Origin of the sequence: Streptomyces sp. NPDC048637, assembly GCF_040650675.1 — a bacterium.
In the GTDB taxonomy this organism is placed as follows: Bacteria; Actinomycetota; Actinomycetes; order Streptomycetales; family Streptomycetaceae; genus Streptomyces.
This window is the reverse complement of sequence record NZ_JBEZHQ010000070.1, coordinates 1-19,832: the sequence shown is the minus strand read 5'-3', so window position 1 is coordinate 19,832 and position 19,832 is coordinate 1. Positions and strand designations below refer to the sequence as shown.

At 70.7% G+C, this 19,832-nt stretch carries 20 protein-coding genes; 12 read left to right on the top strand and 8 right to left on the bottom strand.

The window, feature by feature from the left end; all coding sequences use genetic code 11:
- Window positions 1-246 precede the first annotated feature (246 nt).
- A complete protein-coding gene (locus tag AB0C46_RS39960) occupies window positions 247-459 on the top strand; it encodes a hypothetical protein (RefSeq protein ID WP_362834043.1) in 213 nt (70 codons plus the stop codon).
- An 84-nt stretch (window positions 460-543) separates the two neighbouring features.
- Window positions 544-1,062: a histidine phosphatase family protein gene (locus tag AB0C46_RS39955; protein WP_018091766.1), complete on the top strand. Its 519-nt coding sequence runs from the start codon at window positions 544-546 to the stop codon at window positions 1,060-1,062.
- A 141-nt stretch (window positions 1,063-1,203) separates the two neighbouring features.
- On the opposite strand, the gene serB is transcribed toward AB0C46_RS39955, so the two are convergent.
- Window positions 1,204-2,451, bottom strand: a complete 1,248-nt coding sequence (gene serB, locus AB0C46_RS39950; protein WP_362834042.1) for a phosphoserine phosphatase SerB — start codon at window positions 2,449-2,451, stop codon at window positions 1,204-1,206.
- A gap of 550 nt (window positions 2,452-3,001) precedes the next feature.
- Here serB and AB0C46_RS39945 point away from each other — a divergent pair.
- Window positions 3,002-5,599, top strand: coding sequence for an FHA domain-containing protein (locus AB0C46_RS39945; RefSeq protein WP_362834041.1), 2,598 nt, complete (start codon window positions 3,002-3,004; stop codon window positions 5,597-5,599).
- A gap of 98 nt (window positions 5,600-5,697) precedes the next feature.
- On the opposite strand, the gene AB0C46_RS39940 is transcribed toward AB0C46_RS39945, so the two are convergent.
- The 3 genes from AB0C46_RS39940 to AB0C46_RS39930 form a co-directional block, all read right to left on the bottom strand.
- The gene (locus tag AB0C46_RS39940) at window positions 5,698-6,492 is read right to left on the bottom strand and encodes a transglycosylase SLT domain-containing protein (protein WP_362834040.1); all 795 of its coding nucleotides are present in this window, start codon (window positions 6,490-6,492) and stop codon (window positions 5,698-5,700) included.
- A 548-nt stretch (window positions 6,493-7,040) separates the two neighbouring features.
- Window positions 7,041-8,189 carry an S-adenosylmethionine:tRNA ribosyltransferase-isomerase gene (locus AB0C46_RS39935; RefSeq protein WP_362834039.1) on the bottom strand — a complete coding sequence of 383 codons (1,149 nt, stop codon included), beginning with the start codon at window positions 8,187-8,189 and terminating at the stop codon, window positions 7,041-7,043.
- Window positions 8,186-9,064, bottom strand: a complete 879-nt coding sequence (locus AB0C46_RS39930) for an SDR family NAD(P)-dependent oxidoreductase (RefSeq protein ID WP_362834038.1) — start codon at window positions 9,062-9,064, stop codon at window positions 8,186-8,188. Before AB0C46_RS39930 ends, AB0C46_RS39935 begins: the two co-directional genes overlap by 4 nt.
- Window positions 9,065-9,250: 186 nt before the next feature.
- Here AB0C46_RS39930 and AB0C46_RS39925 point away from each other — a divergent pair, with 186 nt between their 5' ends.
- The 4 genes from AB0C46_RS39925 to AB0C46_RS39910 all read left to right on the top strand — a co-directional run bounded on the left by AB0C46_RS39925 (window position 9,251) and on the right by AB0C46_RS39910 (window position 11,964).
- Window positions 9,251-10,408, top strand: coding sequence for a GAF domain-containing sensor histidine kinase (locus AB0C46_RS39925; protein ID WP_362834037.1), 1,158 nt, complete (start codon window positions 9,251-9,253; stop codon window positions 10,406-10,408).
- Window positions 10,409-10,499: 91 nt separating this feature from the next.
- Window positions 10,500-11,129 carry a response regulator transcription factor gene (locus AB0C46_RS39920; protein WP_362834044.1) on the top strand — a complete coding sequence of 210 codons (630 nt, stop codon included), beginning with the start codon at window positions 10,500-10,502 and terminating at the stop codon, window positions 11,127-11,129.
- Between the two features lie 191 nt (window positions 11,130-11,320).
- Window positions 11,321-11,563, top strand: a complete 243-nt coding sequence (locus AB0C46_RS39915; RefSeq protein ID WP_362834036.1) for a chaplin — start codon at window positions 11,321-11,323, stop codon at window positions 11,561-11,563.
- Window positions 11,564-11,718: 155 nt separating this feature from the next.
- Window positions 11,719-11,964, top strand: a complete 246-nt coding sequence (locus tag AB0C46_RS39910; protein ID WP_362834035.1) for a chaplin — start codon at window positions 11,719-11,721, stop codon at window positions 11,962-11,964.
- A gap of 119 nt (window positions 11,965-12,083) precedes the next feature.
- Here AB0C46_RS39910 and AB0C46_RS39905 read toward each other — a convergent pair whose 3' ends face one another.
- Window positions 12,084-12,899: a hypothetical protein gene (locus AB0C46_RS39905; RefSeq protein WP_362834034.1), complete on the bottom strand. Its 816-nt coding sequence runs from the start codon at window positions 12,897-12,899 to the stop codon at window positions 12,084-12,086.
- Between the two features lie 90 nt (window positions 12,900-12,989).
- On the opposite strand from AB0C46_RS39905, the gene AB0C46_RS39900 reads away from it, so the two are divergent.
- The 4 genes from AB0C46_RS39900 (at window position 12,990) to AB0C46_RS39885 (ending at window position 16,211) form a co-directional block, all read left to right on the top strand.
- Window positions 12,990-13,802 carry an ABC transporter ATP-binding protein gene (locus tag AB0C46_RS39900; RefSeq protein ID WP_362834033.1) on the top strand — a complete coding sequence of 271 codons (813 nt, stop codon included), beginning with the start codon at window positions 12,990-12,992 and terminating at the stop codon, window positions 13,800-13,802.
- Window positions 13,803-13,929: 127 nt separating this feature from the next.
- Window positions 13,930-14,343, top strand: a complete 414-nt coding sequence (locus AB0C46_RS39895; RefSeq protein ID WP_018091754.1) for an NfeD family protein — start codon at window positions 13,930-13,932, stop codon at window positions 14,341-14,343.
- 101 nt (window positions 14,344-14,444) lie between these two features.
- Entirely contained in the window at window positions 14,445-15,380 is a 936-nt protein-coding gene (locus tag AB0C46_RS39890) for an SPFH domain-containing protein (protein WP_018091753.1), read from the top strand.
- Window positions 15,381-15,443: 63 nt separating this feature from the next.
- The gene (locus AB0C46_RS39885; protein WP_362834032.1) at window positions 15,444-16,211 is read left to right on the top strand and encodes a sulfite exporter TauE/SafE family protein; all 768 of its coding nucleotides are present in this window, start codon (window positions 15,444-15,446) and stop codon (window positions 16,209-16,211) included.
- Between the two features lie 54 nt (window positions 16,212-16,265).
- Here AB0C46_RS39885 and AB0C46_RS39880 read toward each other — a convergent pair whose 3' ends face one another.
- The 3 genes from AB0C46_RS39880 to AB0C46_RS39870 form a co-directional block, all read right to left on the bottom strand.
- The gene (locus AB0C46_RS39880; RefSeq protein ID WP_362834031.1) at window positions 16,266-16,769 is read right to left on the bottom strand and encodes an HNH endonuclease; all 504 of its coding nucleotides are present in this window, start codon (window positions 16,767-16,769) and stop codon (window positions 16,266-16,268) included.
- A gap of 391 nt (window positions 16,770-17,160) precedes the next feature.
- Window positions 17,161-17,700 carry a YbhB/YbcL family Raf kinase inhibitor-like protein gene (locus tag AB0C46_RS39875; RefSeq protein ID WP_362834030.1) on the bottom strand — a complete coding sequence of 180 codons (540 nt, stop codon included), beginning with the start codon at window positions 17,698-17,700 and terminating at the stop codon, window positions 17,161-17,163.
- 42 nt (window positions 17,701-17,742) lie between these two features.
- The gene (locus tag AB0C46_RS39870; protein ID WP_362834029.1) at window positions 17,743-18,525 is read right to left on the bottom strand and encodes a sporulation protein; all 783 of its coding nucleotides are present in this window, start codon (window positions 18,523-18,525) and stop codon (window positions 17,743-17,745) included.
- Window positions 18,526-18,693: 168 nt separating this feature from the next.
- Between AB0C46_RS39870 and AB0C46_RS39865 the strand changes: the two genes are divergently transcribed.
- The gene (locus AB0C46_RS39865; protein WP_362834028.1) at window positions 18,694-19,344 is read left to right on the top strand and encodes a DNA-3-methyladenine glycosylase; all 651 of its coding nucleotides are present in this window, start codon (window positions 18,694-18,696) and stop codon (window positions 19,342-19,344) included.
- The last annotated feature ends 488 nt before the right edge of the window (window positions 19,345-19,832 follow it).

Sequence of the window (19,832 nt, the reverse complement as noted above, 5' to 3'; positions counted from 1 at the left end):
GCCGGCTCGCCAGAGACCTGGCTGAAAGACACTCGACCCCAGCCACGTGACCGATCAGAACGGCCTGCTCTCAATCAACGTCTCCGGTCAGTACACCTAGGGGGCAGGCCTCAGGGGAAAGTGGGTGGCTTCCCGGGTAGGAACGGCCGCCGGTGATCCGTAGCGTCGAAGCACACCGCAGACAGCGGTGGGCGCGCCGCGGTCCGCGGCCGTGCCGCTCGTCGACGCACCACGGAGGCACTCCGCATGTCCGCCGCGTCCCGCCGGTCACCCGCAGCCAAGGCGTCCCGTCTGCGGACGCGGCTGCCGTGGTGGGCGCTGGCCCTGCCGGTGGTCTCCTTCACAGCCCTGCTGGCGCTCGTCGCCGGCTCCCCCGAGGCGAGCGCCGCGAGTGCCCGGCAGGGCCTGGCCCCGCTGCTGGAATTCCTGGCCGAGCTGGTGCGCGGCGGTGTCTGGTGATCAGCCGTCCCCGTGTCCCACCCGGCGGAACGAGCGCTTCAACACCCCGCGCCCCGCGCCGCCTTTCGTGCGAAGCTGGGACGCATGAGCGCCGATACACCCCGCCGGATTGTCCTCCTCCGACATGCCAAGGCCGAATGGTCGGACAGCAGCGACCATGAGCGCCCGCTCGCCGACCGCGGCCGCAAGGATGCCCCGGTCGCCGGCCGCTGGCTGGCCGGAGCCGGGATCACCCCTGATCTGACCTTGTGCTCGACATCAGTGCGCACCCGCGAGACATGGAAGCTCGCCGTCCATGAGCTCCCGCAGCGGCCCAAGACCGTCTACGAGGAGCGGATCTACGAAGCCTCTCTCGGTGAGCTCATCGCGCTGCTGAACGAGACCTCCGACGAGGTGAACGATCTGATGCTGGTCGGGCACAACCCCGGGGTGCACGCCCTCGCCGACGCACTCTCCGGTGAGGCCGACGGCGATCTGCTGCCGCGGATGAACCGCAGCGGCTTCCCGACCGCCTCGGTGGCCGTACTGACCTTCAACGGCTCCTGGAAGTCCGTCGAGCACGGCGTCGGACGCCTGGTCGCGTACTGGACGCCGCACGAGTGATCCCGGCGCCTCCGCACGCCCGGTGCGTGCGGGGAGCGGAGACGACGAGGGCCCCGGCAGAGGTTCTGCCGGGGCCCTCGGCTGTGCGGGGACGTCGTCTCGTCAGGTCAGGCCGGCCGTGGCCGGCCCGGGTCGTGCGGGTCACCCGACGTGGGTGTCCGCCGCCTCGACCTCATCGCGGGTGATGCCCAGCAGATACAGCACGGTGTCCAGGAACGGCACATTCACGGCGGTGTGCGCCGCCTCCCGCACCACCGGCTTGGCGTTGAAGGCGACACCGAGCCCGGCCGCGTTCAGCATGTCGAGGTCGTTGGCGCCGTCCCCGATCGCCACGGTCTGCGCGAGCGGCACCCCCGCCTGCTGTGCGAAGTCCCGCAGCAGCCTGGCCTTGCCGGCCCGGTCCACGATGTCGCCGGTGACCCGTCCGGTGAGTTTGCCGTCGACGATCTCCAGGGTGTTGGCGGAGGCGAAGTCCAGCCCCAGCTCTTCCTTGAGCGCATCGGTGACCTGGGTGAAGCCGCCCGAGACGACGCCGACTTGGTAGCCGAGCCGCTTGAGGGTCCGTACCAGGGTGCGGGCCCCGGGGGTGAGCCGCACCTCCTTGCGTACGGCCTCGACCACGGACGCGTCCAGCCCGCCGAGCAGCTCGACCCGGGCGTGCAGCGACTGCTCGAAGTCCAGCTCACCGCGCATCGCGGCGGCGGTGACCTCGGCGACCTCGGCCTCACAGCCGGCATGCGCCGCGAACAGCTCGATGACCTCGTCCTGGATGAGCGTCGAGTCGACGTCCATGACGACCAGCCGCTGCGCCCGGCGCTGCAGTCCGGCCGCCACCACGGCGACATCCACCCCGAGCTGTGCGGCCTCGGGCGCCAGCACACTGCGCAGCGCCTCGGTCGCCGCACCGGAGACCGCGAACTCGACGGCGGTCACCGGATACTTGGCAAGCCGGAAAATGCGGTCGATGTTGCCGCCGGTGGACGTTATGGCCGCGGCGATCGCGGCGGCCGACTCGGCGGTGAGCGGATGTCCCAGCACGGTGACGTGCGAACGTCCGGTGCCGCGCGGGCGGTTGTCACCGCGGCCGGAGATGATCTCCGCCTGGAGGTTCAGCGACTCGGCCCAGCTGTGGACGGTGGCCCGCAGGTCGCCCTCGGACGTACCGGAGGCGCTGTCGGCGGGGGAGGGGGCGGTGACCAGTGCGCACAGCGTGATGCGGCCCCGGGTCACCACCTGTTCGATGTCCACGACATCGACGGAGTAGGCAGCGAGGGTGTCGAAGAGACCTGCGGTGATGCCGGGCCGGTCCTTCCCGAAGATCTTGACGAGCAGGGTCGGTACGTCATCGCCCGGTACGGCGGTGGCAGGCGGGATCTGCGATGCGCTCATGGTGCCCTTACGGTAACCGCCGGGCGGACGCGTCCGTACGGCTGTCCGGGGTTCGGACCGGCGCGGCCCCGTGCCCTCGCGCCGCACCCCCTCGCTTCCGGCCCCGGCCGCCGTCGTCGATCGTTATGGAGTCGTGTCCGGCCCGCCCCGGGCCGTTGGCCGGGGCATCTGTTCGGTATGCCAACGCCCTTGCCGGACCGGAACGTTCGGCAGGCCGACGGAACGCGACCGCGGCGGGCCGCGCTGCCGGCCGGGCATTCATCCGCTTCATCCCATAATGCGGCCTCCGGGGCGGACGTGCATGGCGTGCCCGGCGGGTGTGGCCGCTCCCCGCGGTACCCGGTCCGTCCGGAAAACCCGGAATCCGGTGATCACTGCCCATCCATGGGTTCTTCCCGTGCTCCGGGAGAGTTTGGCGGGCACCGGCGCGGGCCCCGCACGCCCCGGTCCCGTCCCGGTTTCCGGTCGGTGGGCCGAGCCTGAAATAGTTCCTCACGATGTTCGCCATCCCTAGACTTCCCATACAGGGCGTCACTCGGGGGACTATGTAATGGGGCATGGAGTGCCTGAACTCGTACTCGAATTGAACGGAAGGACCTGGACGCTCGACCCGTCCCGGTCCTACAACGTGGGCCGTGATCCGCAGGGCGACATGGTGCTCGACGACGCCAGGGTCTCCTGGCGGCACGCCACCGTGAGATGGGCCGGCCGCGGCTGGATCATCGAAGACCAGGGCAGCACCAACGGCACGTACGTCCAGGGCCAGCGGATCCACCAGATGGAGATCGGCCCCGGCTCGACCGTGCATCTGGGCAATGCCACCGACGGCCCTCGGGTGACCCTGTCGGCCCCGGCCGCGGACGCCTTCAGCGCGCGGCCCGCGATGGCGCCGCAGCAGCAGGCCGCGCAGAGCTGGCAGGCACCCCCTGCGCACCAGCCGCCTGCGCATCAACTGCCGGCCCAGCAGGCGCCCGCTCACCAGCCGCCCGCCCAGCAGGGCTGGCAGGCGCCGCCGCAGGGACAGCAGCCGCCCTACGTCCCGCCCCAGCAGGCACCGCAGCCGCAGCAGGCCGTGCCCCCGCAGCAGGCCCGCCCGCCGCAGGAGCGCCCCGCGCAGAGGGCGGGCGGCGGCCCGGTCCACGGTGACCGCAGCCCGACCACCTTCCACCGCCTCGACACGGGCCGGGTGATGCGTATCGGCCGTGCGCTGGAGAACGAGCTGGTCGTCTCCGACCTCCAGGTCTCCCGCCACCACGCCGAGTTCCGCGCCACCCCCGACGGCCGCTTCGAGATCCGCGACCTGGGTAGCCACAACGGCACCTATGTCAACGGTCAGCCGGTCACCAAGTCCGGTACGGCGGTGATCGGCCCGAACGACATCATCGGCGTCGGTCACTCCACCTTCCGGCTGGTCGGCGACCGCCTGGAGGAGTTCGTCGACACCGGCGAGGTCTCCTTCTCGGCCCGCCATCTGACCGTCACCGTCGACGGCGGCAAGCAGATCCTCAAGGACGTCTCCTTCGGCGTCCCCGAGAAGTCGCTGGTCGCGGTCATCGGCCCGTCGGGCTCCGGCAAGTCGACCCTGCTCAAGGCGCTGACCGGCTACCGGCCCGCCAACCAGGGCGATGTCCTCTACGACAACCGGAACCTCTACAAGCAGTTCGCCGAACTGCGCCAGCGCATCGGCCTGGTCCCGCAGGACGACATCCTGCACAAGGAACTGACCGTCCAAAAGGCGCTGCGCTACGCCGCCAAGCTCCGCTTCCCCGGCGACACCGCGGAGTCCGAGCGCGAGGCCCGGATCGACGAGGTGCTGCGCGAGCTCAAGCTCGACATCCACAAGGACAAGCGGGTCACCTCGCTCTCCGGTGGTCAGCGCAAGCGGGTGTCGGTGGCCCTGGAGCTGCTCACCAAGCCGTCGCTGATCTTCCTGGACGAGCCGACCTCCGGACTCGACCCGGGCATGGACCGCGATGTCATGCAGCTGCTGCGCGGCCTCGCGGACGACGGCCGTACGGTCCTGGTCGTCACGCACTCGGTGGCCGAACTCGGGCTGTGCGACAAGCTGCTGGTGATGGCCCCGGGCGGCGGCGTGGCCTACTTCGGCCCGCCCGAGGAAGCGCTCAACTTCTTCCAGTACGACACCTGGGCGGATGTCTTCTCGGCGTTCGAGAACTACCGCGACTACGACTGGATGGGGCGCTGGCGCGGCTCCCCGCACTACCAGATGTACGCCGCCGACATCGACGCCGTCGCCCCGCAGTCGGTCAACGTCCAGACGCCGCCGGCCCGGATACAGAAGTCCCAGAGCTGGGGTTCGCAGCTGTGGACGCTGATGCGCCGCTATGTCTCGGTGCTCGCCTCCGACCGCGGTTTCCTGGGGCTGATGCTGATCCTGCCCGCGGTGCTCGGTGTGGTCTCGATGCTGATCCCCAGCGATTACGGCCTCGGGTACGGGCCGATCGCCAAGGGCCGCACCAACCGCGACGCGAGCACCATCTCGCTGATCCTCGCGGTCGGTATGTGCTTCTCGGGCGCCGCCAACTCGGTCCGTGAGCTCATCAAGGAGCGGGTCATCTACGAGCGGGAACGGGCCACCGGCCTGTCGCGGTCGGCGTATCTGATGTCCAAGGTGATCGTGCTCGGGGTGGTCACGGCCATCCAGGGCGTGATCATCGCGGCGATCGGTTTCTCGACCCGGAACATGCCCGACGAGGGCCTCCTGGTGGAGAACGTCCCGGCGATCGAGATGGCGCTGGCGATCATCGCGCTCGGCTTCACCTCGATGATGTTCGGCCTGATCATCTCCGCGCTGGTCAAGACCGCCGAGAAGACCATGCCGCTGCTGGTCATGTTCGCCATCGTCCAGGTCGTCTTCACCGGCGTGCTCTTCCAGCTCTTCGACACGGTGGGCGTCGCACAGTTCGCCTGGCTGATGCCGTCGCGCTGGGCCGTCGGCGCGATGGGCGCGACCGCCGACATGAACACGCTGCTGCCGTGGGAGCCGGGCAACCCGGACCCGCTGTGGAAGCACCAGACCGGCGTCTACGTGATGGACATGATCATCCTGATCACGCTGGGCATCGCGCTCGCCTTCGTCGTCGCGCGGCTGCTGCGCCGCCACGAGCCGGAGGTCATGCGCAAGTAGTGCCGCGCAGCGCACCGGCACGCCCGAGGGGCGGCACCCGAACCGGGTGCCGCCCCTCGGCGGTGTGCGCGCGGACGCGGACTGCGTGAACCGTCGGCTCAGTAGGCCGAGTTGACGTTGTCCATCGAGCCGTAGCGGTCGGCCGCGTAGTTGCAGGCGGCGGTGATGTTGGCGACCGGGTCGTACATGTTCCAGGAGGTGCCTTCGACGTGGTACGTGTTGAAGGTCGGCGCGATCACCTGGAGCAGGCCCTTGGACGGGGTGCCGTTGATGGCGTTGATGTCCCAGTTGTTGATGGCCATCGGGTTACCGCTGGACTCCCGCATGATGTTGCGGTGGATGCCGTCGTAGGAGCCGGGGATGCCCTTCTTGGCCATGATGTCCAGCGACTCGCGGATCCAGCCGTCCAGGTTGTCCGGGTAGACCTTGGCGGCGGGCTTGGCGGCGGGCTTGGCGGCGGGCTTGGCGGCGGGCTTGACGGCCGGCTTCGGGGCGGCGGCGGGGATCGCGGTGCGCACCTCGGAGTGGCTCGCCGCGGCCTTCGCCGCGCGCGCCTTCTCGGCCTTGGCCTTCGCCGCGGCGGCGGCCTTGGCCTTCGCGGCCTTCTCGGCGGCGGCCTTCTTGGCGGCGGCCTCGGCCTTGCCCTTGGCGGCGGAGTTGTCGGCCTGCTGGGTGATCGTGGCCTGCTGGGTCTTGGCGGCGGTGTCGACCGCGCTGAAGGCAACCGGCTTCACGTTCTCGACGGCGGTGGCCTGGCTCTTGCCCTGATCGGCGTCGGCACCCGGAACGGCGGTGAAGACCAGCGCGGCGGCACCGGCGGCGGCGACACCGGCGACGGCGACCTTGTGCGTCCGGGTCAGGCGGTGGAGACCAGAAATGGCGTGCTTGGGCATGGCGGGACGGACCTTCCGGTGGGGGGACGTCGCACGGGCCTTGAGCGGGGCGAACGCCGAGTTCCGACCACGGCGCCGAGCGACGGGAGCCATTCTTAGCGGCCGGAAATTCCCCCGGCAAAGGTGTGACGTACGATCCGCGTTAGTGGAACCACAGTGCGCAATATTCCGTCCCGGATAGAAGCACCCCAGCTCACGCGCTATTTGCTGCGCCACTACCCCGGCTCGTAAGTGACCTGCGTCCTATGCGCGGCGTCACAGTGCGAAGGGGTTTGTCTCGCCAGGCGTAATTGCAAATGCACAGCCTGTATGCATCGGAACGTGACCGCGAACCGGTCTGGGGACTTTCTGGTCAAAACGGGCACTTCGCATTCCGGTGCCGGATGGCCCACCGGAATCACCGCGCACGCCTTCGCGCCGACGGGCCCGCTCCGCCGCCTCCGCCGCCTCCGCAGGCGCCCTGACCGGCGGCGTGACCAGCGGCGTGACCGGCGGCATGGGCAGGTGTCCGGCGCTCCGTCGGGCGCGGCCCCCGCCGACTCCGGACCTCAGTCCGGCAGCACCAGATGCAGATCACCGAATTCGTGCCACAGGTAGCGCCGCCGCACCGCCGCCGCGTAGGCGCGCCCCAGCGCCTCCCCGTCCCCCGTCACCGACGCCACGGCCTCCAGTATCAGCAGATGGGATGCGGTGGGCTCATGCAGCCCGGTGAGCAGGCCGTCCACCGCCCGCACCCCGCGCTCCGGCGTCACCACCAGATCCGTCCAGCCGGCCGCGGGCTGTACCCGCCCGTCCGGGCCGGCCGCCGACTCCAGGGCCCGAACGGCCGTGGTCCCCACCGCCACGATCCGCCCGGCCGGGGCACCCCGTGCCGCACCGTGCCGCCGCGCCGCCGCCCTGCTCCGGGCCCGTACGGCGTTCACCAGCCATGCCGTGACCGGTGGCACCACGAACCGCTCCGGATACGGCGGCTCGAACGCCTCCGCCGAGGCGACCCCCGTGTGCAGCGAGACCGGCGCGAACTGCACCCCCTTGCTCACCAGCCGCGCCACCGATTCCGCGGTGAAGGGCCGGGCGGCACTCGGCATCTCCGCACTGCCGCCGCCGGGCGCGTCCACCGCGAACACCGTCTGGTACGCGGCCAGCGGCTGGTCCCGGTCCGTGTAGCCGTAGCGGATCGGCCGCCCGTGGCGCCGCATCAGCTCCGGCACCCGCCCGCCCGTCACCCGCGCCCACCACAGCCGTACGCTGCCGGGATCCACCGGGGCCTCCAGGGCCAGCCGTGCCCCGCCGGGCAGCCGCACCACGGTGCCCGCCGGGCCGCCCGCCCGCGGCCGGGTGCTGCCGTGCCCGTCCGGGCGGCGCAGCTCCACCACCCAGCGGCCGGCCACCGACCGGCCCGCCGGATGCCACCGGTCGGCCCGGGTCGAGAAGTGCACCACCACCGGCTCGCCGCGCCCCCGGCCGTCGCCGACCCGGCCGTCCACCGCCGCCGGCAGTGTCCGTGAGGTGTTCACCACCAGGACGTCCCCGGCCGCCAGGAGGTCCGGCAGGTCCCCGAAGGCGTGATGGCCGACCTCGGCCGCGCCCCGGCTCACCAGCAGCCGTACGGCGTCCCGGCCCAGACCGGGCCCCCGCTGCTCGGCCGGAACCCGGGCCGAGAGCTCGTCCGGGACCTGCCGCAGATCCGCGATCACCGGGCACTCGCCTCGCCCGGTGTGGCCGCCACGGACGCCGCCGTGTAGCGCCCGCCGGGGGCGGCACCGTCCAGCAGCCGCAGCAGCGCCGGGACCACGGTCCCGGGCAGCGGGCGCTCCGAGGCGTCGTCGTCCGGGACGGCGGCCGCGTACAGATCGGTCCGCATATCGCCCGGGTCCACCCACCACACCCGCAGTCCCGGCTCCTCCACCGCGAGCACCGCCGACTGCTGGTCCAGTGCCGCCTTTGCCGCCCCGTAGCCGCCCCAGGTCGGATAGGCCTCGACGGCCGCGTCCGAGCTGATGTTGAGAATCGCCCCACTTGTCCCTATATAAGGGGACGAATCGGACGATCCGGCATTTCGGTTATTCTCGCCGTAGGGGTGCGAATCGTATGCCTCGCCATTGTCGCCATCGCCACCCGAAGAGGCACGCTCCATACGAGAATCTACTTCCTCATACGACGGCAAATAGGAGGACATGCGCAAAAGCGGCAAAGCCTCCTGGATAAGTCCCAGGGGCGCCACCACATTCACGTCCAGCGCCGTCCGCAGCCCGTCCAGCGGATGGTCCGCCAGCCGCACCAGCGGCTCGGCCCCCAGCGCGCTCGCGTTGTTCACCAGCAGATCGAGCCCGCCCAGCTCACCGGCCGCCGCCACCAGCGCCGCCCGGTGCCCGGCGTCCGTCACGTCCCCGGGCAGCGCCACCACCCGGGCCGCCGTCCCCCGCCCCGCTGCCCGCAGCTCCCGCGCCGCATCCTCCAGCGGCCCCGCCGACCTGGCGTCCACCACCAGATCCCAGCCACGCCCGGCCAGCGCCGCGGCAAGCGCCCGGCCCAGCCCCTTCGATGCCCCAGTGATGATCGCCACCGGCATGATCGCGTCCCCTTTCGGCCCGGACCGGGTGCCCGGCCCTCGCCCTCACGGTAGGAACGCCACCGCGCCCCGGACGTCGGCCGCCGGACCGGCCATGGCCAGGGCATTCGGCCTAGGCCGGGGGGCGTAGGCGGCAGCCGTCATCGGACCGATACGGGCTGCTCGCGCCGCCGGTACGGTGAGCCCATGACCAACGGAGCGGGAGCGGGGATTCCCGCGGTGAGCACCGCGATCCTGGCGATGAGCAGGCATCTGGAGGTGCGCGACGTCCTCAAGACGATCGTGGCCTCGGCCCGCGAACTGCTGGACGCCGAGTACGCCGCCCTGGGAGTGCCCGACGATCACGGCGGCTTCGCCCAGTTCGTGGTGGACGGCGTCAGCGCCGAGCAGTGGAAGGCCATTGGCCCGCTGCCCCGCCAGCACGGCATCCTCGCCGCGATGCTGCACAACGCCACCCCCGAGCGGCTCGCCGACGTCCGCGAGGACCCGCGCTTCGGCGGCTGGCCCGCGGCCCACCCGGACATGTCCGACTTCCTCGGCCTGCCGGTCGCCGACGGCGACGAGATCCTCGGCGCCCTCTTCCTGGCCAACAAGCGCTGCCCCAAGATCCCTCCTTCCCGCGGGGACGGCTGCCGCTTCACCGAGGAGGACGAGCGGCTGCTCGGGATACTCGCCCAGCACGCCGCCATCGCCCTGACCAACGCCCGCCTCTACGAACGCAGCCGCGAGCTGACCATCGCCGGGGAGCGCGCCCGGCTCGCCCACGAACTGCACGACGCGGTCGCCCAGAAGCTCTTCTCGCTCCGCCTCACCGCCCAGGCCGCCACCGCCCTGGTCGACCGCGACCCGGCCCGCGCCAAGGACGAGCTGCACCAGGTCGCCGCGCTGGCGGCGGAGGCCGCCGACGAACTGCGGGCCGCCGTCATCGAACTGCGGCCCGCGGCCCTGGACGAGGACGGCCTGATCGCCACCCTGCGCTCACAGGTCCAGGTCCTGGACCGCGCCCACTCGGCACGGGTCACCTTCGCGGCCCACAGCGTCCGGGCGCTGCCCGCCGCCCAGGAGGAGGCCGTTCTCCGGGTCGCCCAGGAGGCGCTGCACAACGCTCTGCGGCACTCCGGCGCCAAGACCGTCGAGGTGACCCTGACCCGCAACGGCCAGGGCGCGCTGCTGCGGATCGCCGACGACGGCTGTGGTTTTGACCCCCGCGCGGTCCGCCGGGCCGGCCGTCATCTGGGCCTGGTCTCGATGCACGACCGCGCCGGCGGGGTCGGCGGAAAGCTCACCGTGGAGTCGGAGCCCGGCAAGGGCACCGCTGTCGAGATGGAGGTGCCCGGTGGCTGACAGGGACAGGGACAGGGACGGTGCGACGGGGGTTCCCCGGGACGACGGCAGGGGCCGCCCGGGCCGGCGGGCGACGGGTGAAGGCCGGGCCATCCGCGTACTGCTCGTCGACGATCACCAGGTCGTGCGCCGCGGACTGCGGACGTTCCTGGAGGTCCAGGAGGACATCGAGGTGGTGGGCGAGGCCTCCGACGGGGCCGAGGGCATCGCCGCCGCCGAGAAACTGCGCCCGGACGTCGTCCTGATGGACGTCAAGATGCCCGCCATGGACGGCATCGAGGCGCTCCGCAAGCTGCGCGAACTGGACAACCCCGCCCGGGTGCTGATCGTGACCAGCTTCACCGAACAGCGCACCGTCGTCCCGGCGCTGCGCGCGGGCGCGGCCGGCTACGTCTACAAGGACATCGATCCGGAGGCGCTGGCCGGCGCCATCCGCTCCGTCCACGCGGGCCATGTCCTGCTGCAGCCGGAGGTGGCCGGCGCGCTGCTCGCCCAGGAGGAGAACAACGGCGGCCAGGGGCGCGGTACGTCACTGACCGACCGGGAGCGCGAGGTCCTCGGCCTGATCGCGGACGGCCGCTCCAACCGCGAGATCGCCCGCGCGCTGGTGCTGTCCGAGAAAACCGTCAAGACCCATGTCTCCAACATCCTCATGAAGCTCGACCTCGCCGACCGCACGCAGGCCGCGCTGTGGGCCGTACGGCACGGCATCGGGGCCTGACCGCCGTACGGGAGAACCGCTCCACCGCGGGCGCTCCCGTACAACGACCACAACCGGAATGTCGTCTTCAGATCCGAGATTCATACTGTCGTGTAGCCGTAGCCCGTTTGGCGTATCCCTTCCCGGGCCGGGCCGTTGTCCAGTGCAGTCGTGGCGGCTGGCCACGACAACGGCAACGAGGAGCCAGAGAAGTGAAGAACATCAAGCGCGCAATGGCCGTCACGGTGGCGGCGAGCGGTCTCGCCCTCGCGGGTGCCGGTGTCGCCTCGGCGCACACCCCGCAGGCGCAGGGCGGCACGGTGGACTCCCCGGGCATCGTCTCCGGCAACAGCGTCCAGGCCCCGGTGCACGTCCCCGTGAACGCCTGCAGCATCACCGCCACCGTCATCGGTGCGCTCAACCCCACCTTCGGCAGCCCCTGCCTCAACCCCTGATCAGCGGCCTGCCCGCAGGATCCGTTCGACCCGCGCGACGCCATGGTCCGCGCGGGTCGCCCCGGACCGGCCAGTCGGCCTTGGGACGCGCGGCCGGTCCCCTCCCTCCCCACCGTCATTCCGGCCTTGTGCCACCACGTGAGGAACACGCCCCCATGAACACCGCCAAGAAGGCCGCTCTCGTCCTCGCCGCCACGGGTCTCGCCCTTGGTGCGGCCGCCGGTTCGGCCTTCGCCACCAGTGGCGCGCAGGCCGACGGCAAGGCCACGAATTCCCCCGGCGTCGGCTCGGGCAACATGGCGCAGGCGCCCGTGCACGTCCCCGTGAACGCCACCGGCAACAGCGCCCATGTCATCGGTGCGCTCAACCCCACCTTCGACAACACCAGCTCGAACAACTGAGGTTGTCCGATCTGGGGTGCACCGCTCCGCCTGCCCAGAGCTGTGCGTCCCACTTCGGCGAAGGCCCCGTCGACCACACAATGGTCCGGCGGGGCCTGTCCCGTTTCAGCCCCGGTGTTTCAGCCCCGGTTCCGCTCCCGCTCCTCCACCGCGGAGTTGTACGCCGCCACCTGCGCCCGCCGGGCCGTACGCTCCACCGGCCGCAGCGCCTCGGCGCGGGCCGCGATCTCCGACGAGCTCACCGCCGCGCCGTGCTCCCGGCCGTCCCCACCGGCCTGCTGCGCGATGCCGATGAGCGCACCGACGCGCTGCGCCAGCTCCAGCACCCGTACCGCACGCGGCGGATACCCCGGAGCCAGCACCTGCCGCCCGGCCTCCGCCCGCGCCCGGTACGCCGCCAGCGCCGCCTGCGCCACCGGACCGGCCCCGGCCACATCCAGCCGCGAGAGCAGCCCGGTCGCCTCCTGCAACGCCTCCGCCAGCTCCCGCTCCGCCTCGCCGAGCGACGGCACATCGGCCGGCGGCGCCTCCCGCACCGGCAGACAGCGCCAGACCACCTCCACATGCACATCCGGCCCGGCGCCGCCCTCTGGTCCGGCCTCGTACGTCTCCGGAATCAGCCCGAGCCCGGCCCCCGAGGCGAGCACCGCCTCCTCGGCCTCCAGCGCCCGCGCATTGAATTCCGGCGGTCCGCACAGCCCCAGCGGATGACCGGGCACCGGCAGCGCCACCCGCAGGCCGACCGCGCCCAGGGCCCGCAGCCGCCCCAGCGCGAGCGTCAGCCCGACCGGCGCCGCCTCCCCGGGCAGGCCCTCCACGCGGTGCACCGCATCGTCGTCCGCGATCCGGTGCGCGGCTTCATCAGGTGAGACAAGTCCGGCCAAAAGGGCATTTCCCCATGCCGCCAGTCGTCCTGAACGAGGTTCATTGAGCATGGTCCCCAGCCTAGGGAAGAGCACCGACAACGAGTGGCGTAGGTTTGCAGGGGGGCTGCGCCTGCAGGTGTACGCGACGACCGAGAAGCAATGGGAGACAACGCGCTCATGAGCGATGTGCTGGAGCTGGTGGACGTATCCGTGGTCCGCGAAGGACGGGCTCTGGTAGACCAGGTCTCCTGGTCGGTGAAGGAGGGGGAGCGCTGGGTCATCCTCGGCCCCAACGGCGCGGGCAAGACCACGCTGCTGAATCTCGCCTCCAGCTACCTCTTCCCGAGCTCCGGCAGCGCCTCGATCCTCGGCGAGCGGCTCGGCAAGGTCGACGTCTTCGATCTGCGCCCGCGCATCGGCATCGCCGGTATCGCCCTCGCCGACAAGCTGCCGCGCAGCCAGACCGTGCTCCAGACCGTTCTCACCGCCGCGTACGGCATGACGGCCAGCTGGCAGGAGAACTACGACGACATCGACGAGCAGCGCGCCCGGGCCTTCCTGGACCGCCTCGGCATGACCGCCTACCTGGACCGGAAGTTCGGCACCCTCTCCGAGGGCGAGCGCAAGCGCACCCTGATCGCCCGCGCGATGATGACCGACCCCGAGCTGCTCCTGCTGGACGAGCCGGCCGCCGGCCTCGACCTCGGCGGCCGTGAGGACCTGGTGCGCCGCCTGGGCCGCCTCGCCCGCGACCCGTACGCCCCCTCCATGATCATGGTCACCCACCATGTCGAGGAGATCGCCCCCGGCTTCACCCACGTCCTGATGATCCGTCAGGGCAAGGTGCTGGCCGCCGGCCCGCTCGACCTGGAACTGACCTCCAGCAACCTCTCCCACTGCTTCGGTCTCCCGCTGGTCGTCGAGCGCAACGGCAACGACCGCTGGACCGCGCAGGGTCTGCCCCTGACCTGATGACCCGCCCGTCGCCCGGCCGCCACCCCTCAAGGGCCGCTGAGGCGGCGCGTGTTCCTCTTCCCTGACCGATCGTGCCCTGTCCCGGGCCGCCTCACGGATCTACCATGAAGCTGTGGATCCATGGGTGTGGTGGCTGATCGCCGCCGTAGGACTGGGCATTCCGCTCGTCGTGACCGCGATGCCCGAATTCGGGATGCTCGCGGTCGGGGCCGTCGCGGGTGCCGTCACCGCAGGCGTCGGTGGCGGCACCGTCCTGCAATTCATCGTGTTCGCCGCCGTATCGGTCGCGTTGATAGCGGTCGTACGCCCCATCGCCAACCGCCATCGCGGCCAGAGCCCTCAACTCGCGTCCGGAGTCGACGCGCTGAAGGGCCGGAGCGCCACGGTCCTGGAGCGGGTCGACGGCGGGGGCGGCGGCCGCATCAAACTCGCCGGCGAGGTCTGGTCCGCCCGCGCCCTCGACGGCAGCCAGGTCTATGAGCCCGGCCAGCAGGTCGATGTCGTCGAGATCGAAGGCGCCACCGCTGTCGTCATCTGACCCGAACACGCTGCGCGACGAGCCACGACTCTGAAAGACTGATCAACGTCAAGCCGGTCGCCGGCCGGCACGGACCAGCAACGAAGGGCACGGGAGCCGCTGTGGAACCGATCATCATCGTCCTGATCATCCTGGTGGTGCTCGTGTTCATCGCACTCATCAAGACGATCCAGGTCATCCCACAGGCCAGCGCCGCCATCGTCGAACGCTTCGGCCGCTACACCCGCACGCTCAACGCCGGCCTGAACATCGTCGTCCCGTTCATCGACTCCATCCGTAACCGCATCGACCTCCGCGAGCAGGTCGTGCCGTTCCCGCCGCAGCCGGTGATCACCCAGGACAACCTGGTCGTGAACATCGACACTGTCATCTACTACCAGGTGACCGACGCCCGCGCCGCGACGTACGAGGTCGCCAGTTACATCCAGGCCATCGAGCAGCTCACCGTCACCACGCTGCGGAACATCATCGGCGGCATGGACCTCGAACGGACCCTGACCTCCCGCGAGGAGATCAACGCGGCGCTGCGCGGCGTCCTCGACGAGGCCACCGGCAAGTGGGGCATCCGCGTCAACCGCGTCGAGCTGAAGGCCATCGAGCCGCCGACCTCCATCCAGGACTCGATGGAGAAGCAGATGCGCGCCGACCGCGACAAGCGCGCCGCCATCCTCCAGGCCGAAGGTGTCCGGCAGTCCCAGATCCTCACCGCCGAAGGTGAGAAGCAGTCCTCGATCCTGCGCGCCGAAGGTGAGGCCAAGGCCGCGGCCCTGCGCGCCGAGGGCGAGGCCCAGGCGATCCGGGTGGTCTTCGAGTCGATCCACGCCGGGGACCCGGACCAGAAGCTGCTCTCCTACCAGTACCTCCAGATGCTCCCGAAGATCGCCGAAGGCGACGCCAACAAGCTCTGGATCGTGCCGAGCGAGATCGGCGACGCCCTCAAGGGCCTCGGCGGCGCCATCGGCAACTTCAACCCGACGGGCGGCGGCTCCATCCCCAAGCCCAGCTCGCCGAACCGTGAAGCGCCCCCGATCGACTGACAGCGCCGCGCCCCTGGTGCATGATCGGGCAGGACCGTACCGATCATGCACGGGGGAATTCGCGTGACCATCTGGGAAGCCGTCGCCGTCCTCGCCGCCGGAATCGGCGCCGGCACGATCAACACCGTCGTCGGGTCCGGCACCCTGATCACCTTCCCGGTGCTGCTCGCCTTCGGTGTGCCACCCGTCACGGCCAATGTCTCCAACACCCTTGGCCTGGTGCCCGGTTCGATCAGCGGCGCCATCGGCTACCGCCGCGAACTCGCCGGCCAGCACCGCCGGATCCTGCGCTACGGTCTCACCGCCCTGGTCGGGGGCCTGACCGGCGCGATCCTGCTGCTCGCACTGCCCTCGAAGGCCTTCGACACGATCGTCCCCGCCCTGATCGCGGTCGCGCTGGTACTCGTCATCGCCCAGCCCAGGCTGTCCGCCGCGCTCCGCGCCCGCCGCGAGCGCAACGGCACCACCCCCCACCGCGACGGCGGCATCGCCCTGCTGGCCGGACTCCTGGTCGCCAGCGCCTACGGCGGCTACTTCGGCGCCGCCCAGGGCGTGCTCTACGTCTCCCTGATGGGCCTGCTGCTCATAGAGGACCTGCAGCGCATCAACGCCCTCAAGAACGTCCTCGCCGCGATCGTCAACGGCGTCGCGGCACTCTTCTTCCTCTTCGTCGCCGACTTCGACTGGGCCGCCGTCGGCCTCATCGCGGTCGGCTCCACCCTCGGCGGCCAGCTCGGCGCGACGGTGGGCCGCCGTCTGCCGCCCACCGTCCTGCGCGCCGTCATCGTGATCGTCGGCCTGCTGGCCATCGCCCAACTCCTCCTCAAATAGGGGAGGTGCACGAAGGGGGAGGCCGACCGCCGGACCCTGGCCGACCGCCGGACCCTAGGCCGGCACCGCCAGCCACTCCGGCAGCGAGTCCCGCACCGACACCCCCAGCGTCGACAGCAGCGCGTCCGCAGGCGTCGGCTCGAACGGCCGCCGCAGCAGCTGCATCCCCGCCTGCTCGGGCGTACGGTCCGCCTTGCGGTGGTTGTCCTCCGCACACGAGGCGACGGTATTCAGCCAGGTGTCCCCACCGCCGTGCGACCGCGGCACGACATGGTCCACGGTTGTCGCCCGGCGCCCGCAGTACGCGCACCGGTGCTGGTCACGCACCAGTACCCCCCGCCGCGACCAGGGCGCCCGTTGTCGGAACGGCACCCGTACGTATCTGCAGAGTCTGATCACCTGCGGCACCGGCACGTCCACCGAAGCGGCACGGATCCGCAGCCCCGGGTGAGCGTGTTCGACAATGGCCTTGTCCTGCATGACCAGCACCACCGCACGCCGCAGCGACACCGTCGACAGCGGCTCGAAGCTCGCATTGAGCACCAGCGTCTCGCGCATCCCGCCCACCTCCCGGACCCGCTCCGCCCCCGCGGCGAAGTTGCTCCACTGTGCAGCGGCAGGTATTCCCCGAACAACGCAATTTCCGCATGCCACAAGGGAAATGGCGGACGATCGGCAGATGAAAAAGAGGTGCTCCGGAGGCGCCCTGCACGGCGCGAAAAGCGTGCGCTCCGGGTCCCACCCCCGTGAAACACGCGGGACCCGGAGCGGACGGCAGCCGGCGAGGACACCCGGCACGAGGCCGGGCTCCGGCGAACAGCGGACGACACACCTGCGCCCCGCCGCTCCCACCATCGCGGTACCAGCTGCCCGACGCCCTGATGAAGGGCGGCGGCACAGCCACCACTGTGCGTGCGGGAAGCGCCGGGGCGCAACGGAATTACGGCGCTCAGCCCGCCGCGGGCAGCTCGAACTCGGCGATCAGCTGGGCCCGTCCGAGCGTGTGGAACCGCAGGTTGAAGCCCACCACCGCGGGCGACGCCTCGGCATCCGGACCGAGCTTCTCCTGGTCCACCGCGTACACCGTGAACACATAACGGTGCGGACCGTCCCCGGGCGGCGGCGCCGCGCCCCCGAAGTCCCGCGTCCCGTAGTCGTTACGGACATGCACGGCGCCCTCGGGCAGCCCCTTCATCTCCCCGGACCCGGCACCGGCCGGCAGCTCCGTCACCGACGCCGGAATGTCGAACAGCGACCAGTGCCAGAATCCACTGCCCGTCGGCGCGTCCGGGTCGTAGCAGGTGACGGCGTAGCTCTTCGTCCCCGCGGGCGCACCCTCCCACCGCAGCTGCGGCGAACGGTTCCCCTCGGCGAAGACCTGCTCCGGCCGCAGCGTCCCGCCCGGCTCCATCTCCTCGCTCAGCACCGTGAACTCCGGCACCGGCGGATGGAAATCGTGCGGGAGCGGCCGCCGCTTCAGCTCGGACACTGCAACACCTCCTGGTCGCTTGCTGACACCTGTCCGGCCAGGTTAGAGCCAGTTCCGCTTACCGCCGACCTCCGCCAGCCACTGATTGAGGTATCCCGCCCAGTCGGTCCCCTCGAAGTCGTTCAGCCCGACCGTGAACGACCGGTAGGTGTCCGACCCCTCACCGAACAGCCCCGGCTTCTTGTCCATCTCCAGGACGACGTCCATCTCCCGGTCGTCCGCCACGAACGACAGCTCGACCTGGTTGAGCCCGCGGTACTGCTGCGGCGCGAAGAACTCGATCTCCTGGTAGAACGGCAGCTTCTGCCGCGTCCCCCGGATGTGGCCCTGCTCCAGGTCAGCGGCCTTGAAGCGGAATCCGAGCCGCCCGAACGCGTCCAGAATCGCCTGCTGCGCCGGCAGCGGGTGCACATTCACCGGGTCCAGGTCACCGGAGTCCACCGCACGGGCGATCGCCAGCTCCGTCGTCACCCCGACACTCATCCCGTGCAGATGCGTTCCCAGGAACGTGGTGATCGGCGTCTCCCACGGAATCTCCAGCCCGAACGGCACGGTGTGCGCCGCCCCCGCCTGCACCGTGAACTCCCCGCCCAGCTGCACCTTGGTGAACTCGACGTTCCGCTTGTACTCCTCGTCGCCGCTCTCGACCTCGACGCGTGCCTGCAGCCCGACCGACAGCCCCTGGATCTCCTGGGCCACCGAACCGCCCTGGATCCGCACCTCGCCCTGCACGACCCCGCCGGGAACCACGTTCTCCTCGAAGAGCACCGTCTCCACCGACGCGCCCCCGGCCCCCAGGCTCGCCATCAGCTTCTTGAATCCCATGCTCGTCCTCCCCAGGCGGAACGCCTGTGCTCTCTGTAGCGCGCCGAGATCTCGGCTTGACTCCTACGAACGCGAAACCGCGCAAGCCGGTTCCGGGCCACACCTTCCCAATCACGGCGCCTCCATGGCCAGCCGCCCTCCCCAACGGCTGCACTACGCTCGGTCCGCATGACCGACGTACCGGAACGTATGCCGCTCACCCGCGACTTCTTTGACCGTCCCGTCGTGGACGTGGCCCCTGATCTCCTGGGCCGCACCCTCCTCCGGAACACCCCCGACGGTCCGATCACCCTCCGGCTCACCGAGGTCGAGGCGTACGACGGCGAGACCGACCCCGGCTCCCACGCCTACCGCGGCCGCACTGCACGCAACGCCGCCATGTTCGGCCCGCCCGGCCATGCGTATGTCTACTTCATCTACGGGATGTGGTTCAGCCTCAACGTGGTCTGCGGCCCCGAGGGCAAGGCGAGCGGTGTCCTGCTGCGCGCCGGCGAGATCCTCACCGGCACACCCCTGGCCGCCGGCCGCCGGCCCAAGGCCCGCAGCACCAACGAACTGGCGAAGGGCCCGGCCCGCCTGGCCACCGCCCTCGACATCGACCGCACCCTCGACAGCACCGACCTGTGCACCGGCGGCGCTGCCCCTCTCTCCCTGCTCCAGGGCCGGCCGCCGGCCCCCGAGCAGGTACGCAACGGCCCGCGCACCGGCGTCGGTGGAGACGGCGCGGACCACCCCTGGCGCTACTGGATCGCCGACGACCCCACGGTCAGCCCCTACCGCCGCCACGTCCCCCGACGCCGTACCACCACCGCTACTTGACTCTGTATCGCGAACCGCCTAACGTAGCCCGAGCCGCTGGAGACGGGCAGCGCTATCTGCGCAGACCGCCAGGCGGCACAACCAACTACTCTCAACGATTCCCTAACGGGTCCTCTTTCGCGTTGCCGAAATTCGACCCGCCGACCCGATTATGAGTCGCCAGGGAGAGCCGCTAAAGTAGTAACCACGCCGAAAGGGCAAGCAGTAAATAGCTGCCCCATAGGCGAACCTCCGACGGAAATCGGAACCGGAATCGAACCGAAACCGGATCTGGTAAAGTCGGAAAGGCCGGAAAGTGAAAGCGAAACGGCCGACCCGCTCCAACAGGGCGCCAGAGACGGAAACGGATCTGGTAAGGTTGGAAACGCGAAGAAGCCGAAAGGCGGAAACGCACCGGCGAAAATCGGGCCCGCAAGGATCTGATAGAGTCGGAAACGCAAGACCGAAGGGAAGCGCCCGGAGAGCCTGGTGAGACAGGCACAAAGGAA

Bases quoted from the DNA above. Each gene is read 5' to 3' on its own strand.
- AB0C46_RS39960 (WP_362834043.1), top strand. From the start codon at position 247: ATGTCCGCCGCGTCCCGCCGGTCACCCGCAGCCAAGGCGTCCCGTCTG.
- AB0C46_RS39955 (WP_018091766.1), top strand. From the start codon at position 544: ATGAGCGCCGATACACCCCGCCGGATTGTCCTCCTCCGACATGCCAAG.
- serB (WP_362834042.1), bottom strand. From the start codon at position 2,451: ATGAGCGCATCGCAGATCCCGCCTGCCACCGCCGTACCGGGCGATGAC.
- AB0C46_RS39945 (WP_362834041.1), top strand. From the start codon at position 3,002: ATGGGGCATGGAGTGCCTGAACTCGTACTCGAATTGAACGGAAGGACC.
- AB0C46_RS39940 (WP_362834040.1), bottom strand. From the start codon at position 6,492: ATGCCCAAGCACGCCATTTCTGGTCTCCACCGCCTGACCCGGACGCAC.
- AB0C46_RS39930 (WP_362834038.1), bottom strand. From the start codon at position 9,064: ATGCCGGTGGCGATCATCACTGGGGCATCGAAGGGGCTGGGCCGGGCG.
- AB0C46_RS39925 (WP_362834037.1), top strand. From the start codon at position 9,251: ATGACCAACGGAGCGGGAGCGGGGATTCCCGCGGTGAGCACCGCGATC.
- AB0C46_RS39910 (WP_362834035.1), top strand. From the start codon at position 11,719: ATGAACACCGCCAAGAAGGCCGCTCTCGTCCTCGCCGCCACGGGTCTC.
- AB0C46_RS39905 (WP_362834034.1), bottom strand. From the start codon at position 12,899: ATGCTCAATGAACCTCGTTCAGGACGACTGGCGGCATGGGGAAATGCC.
- AB0C46_RS39900 (WP_362834033.1), top strand. From the start codon at position 12,990: ATGGGAGACAACGCGCTCATGAGCGATGTGCTGGAGCTGGTGGACGTA.
- AB0C46_RS39880 (WP_362834031.1), bottom strand. From the start codon at position 16,769: ATGCGCGAGACGCTGGTGCTCAATGCGAGCTTCGAGCCGCTGTCGACG.
- AB0C46_RS39870 (WP_362834029.1), bottom strand. From the start codon at position 18,525: ATGGGATTCAAGAAGCTGATGGCGAGCCTGGGGGCCGGGGGCGCGTCG.
- AB0C46_RS39865 (WP_362834028.1), top strand. From the start codon at position 18,694: ATGACCGACGTACCGGAACGTATGCCGCTCACCCGCGACTTCTTTGAC.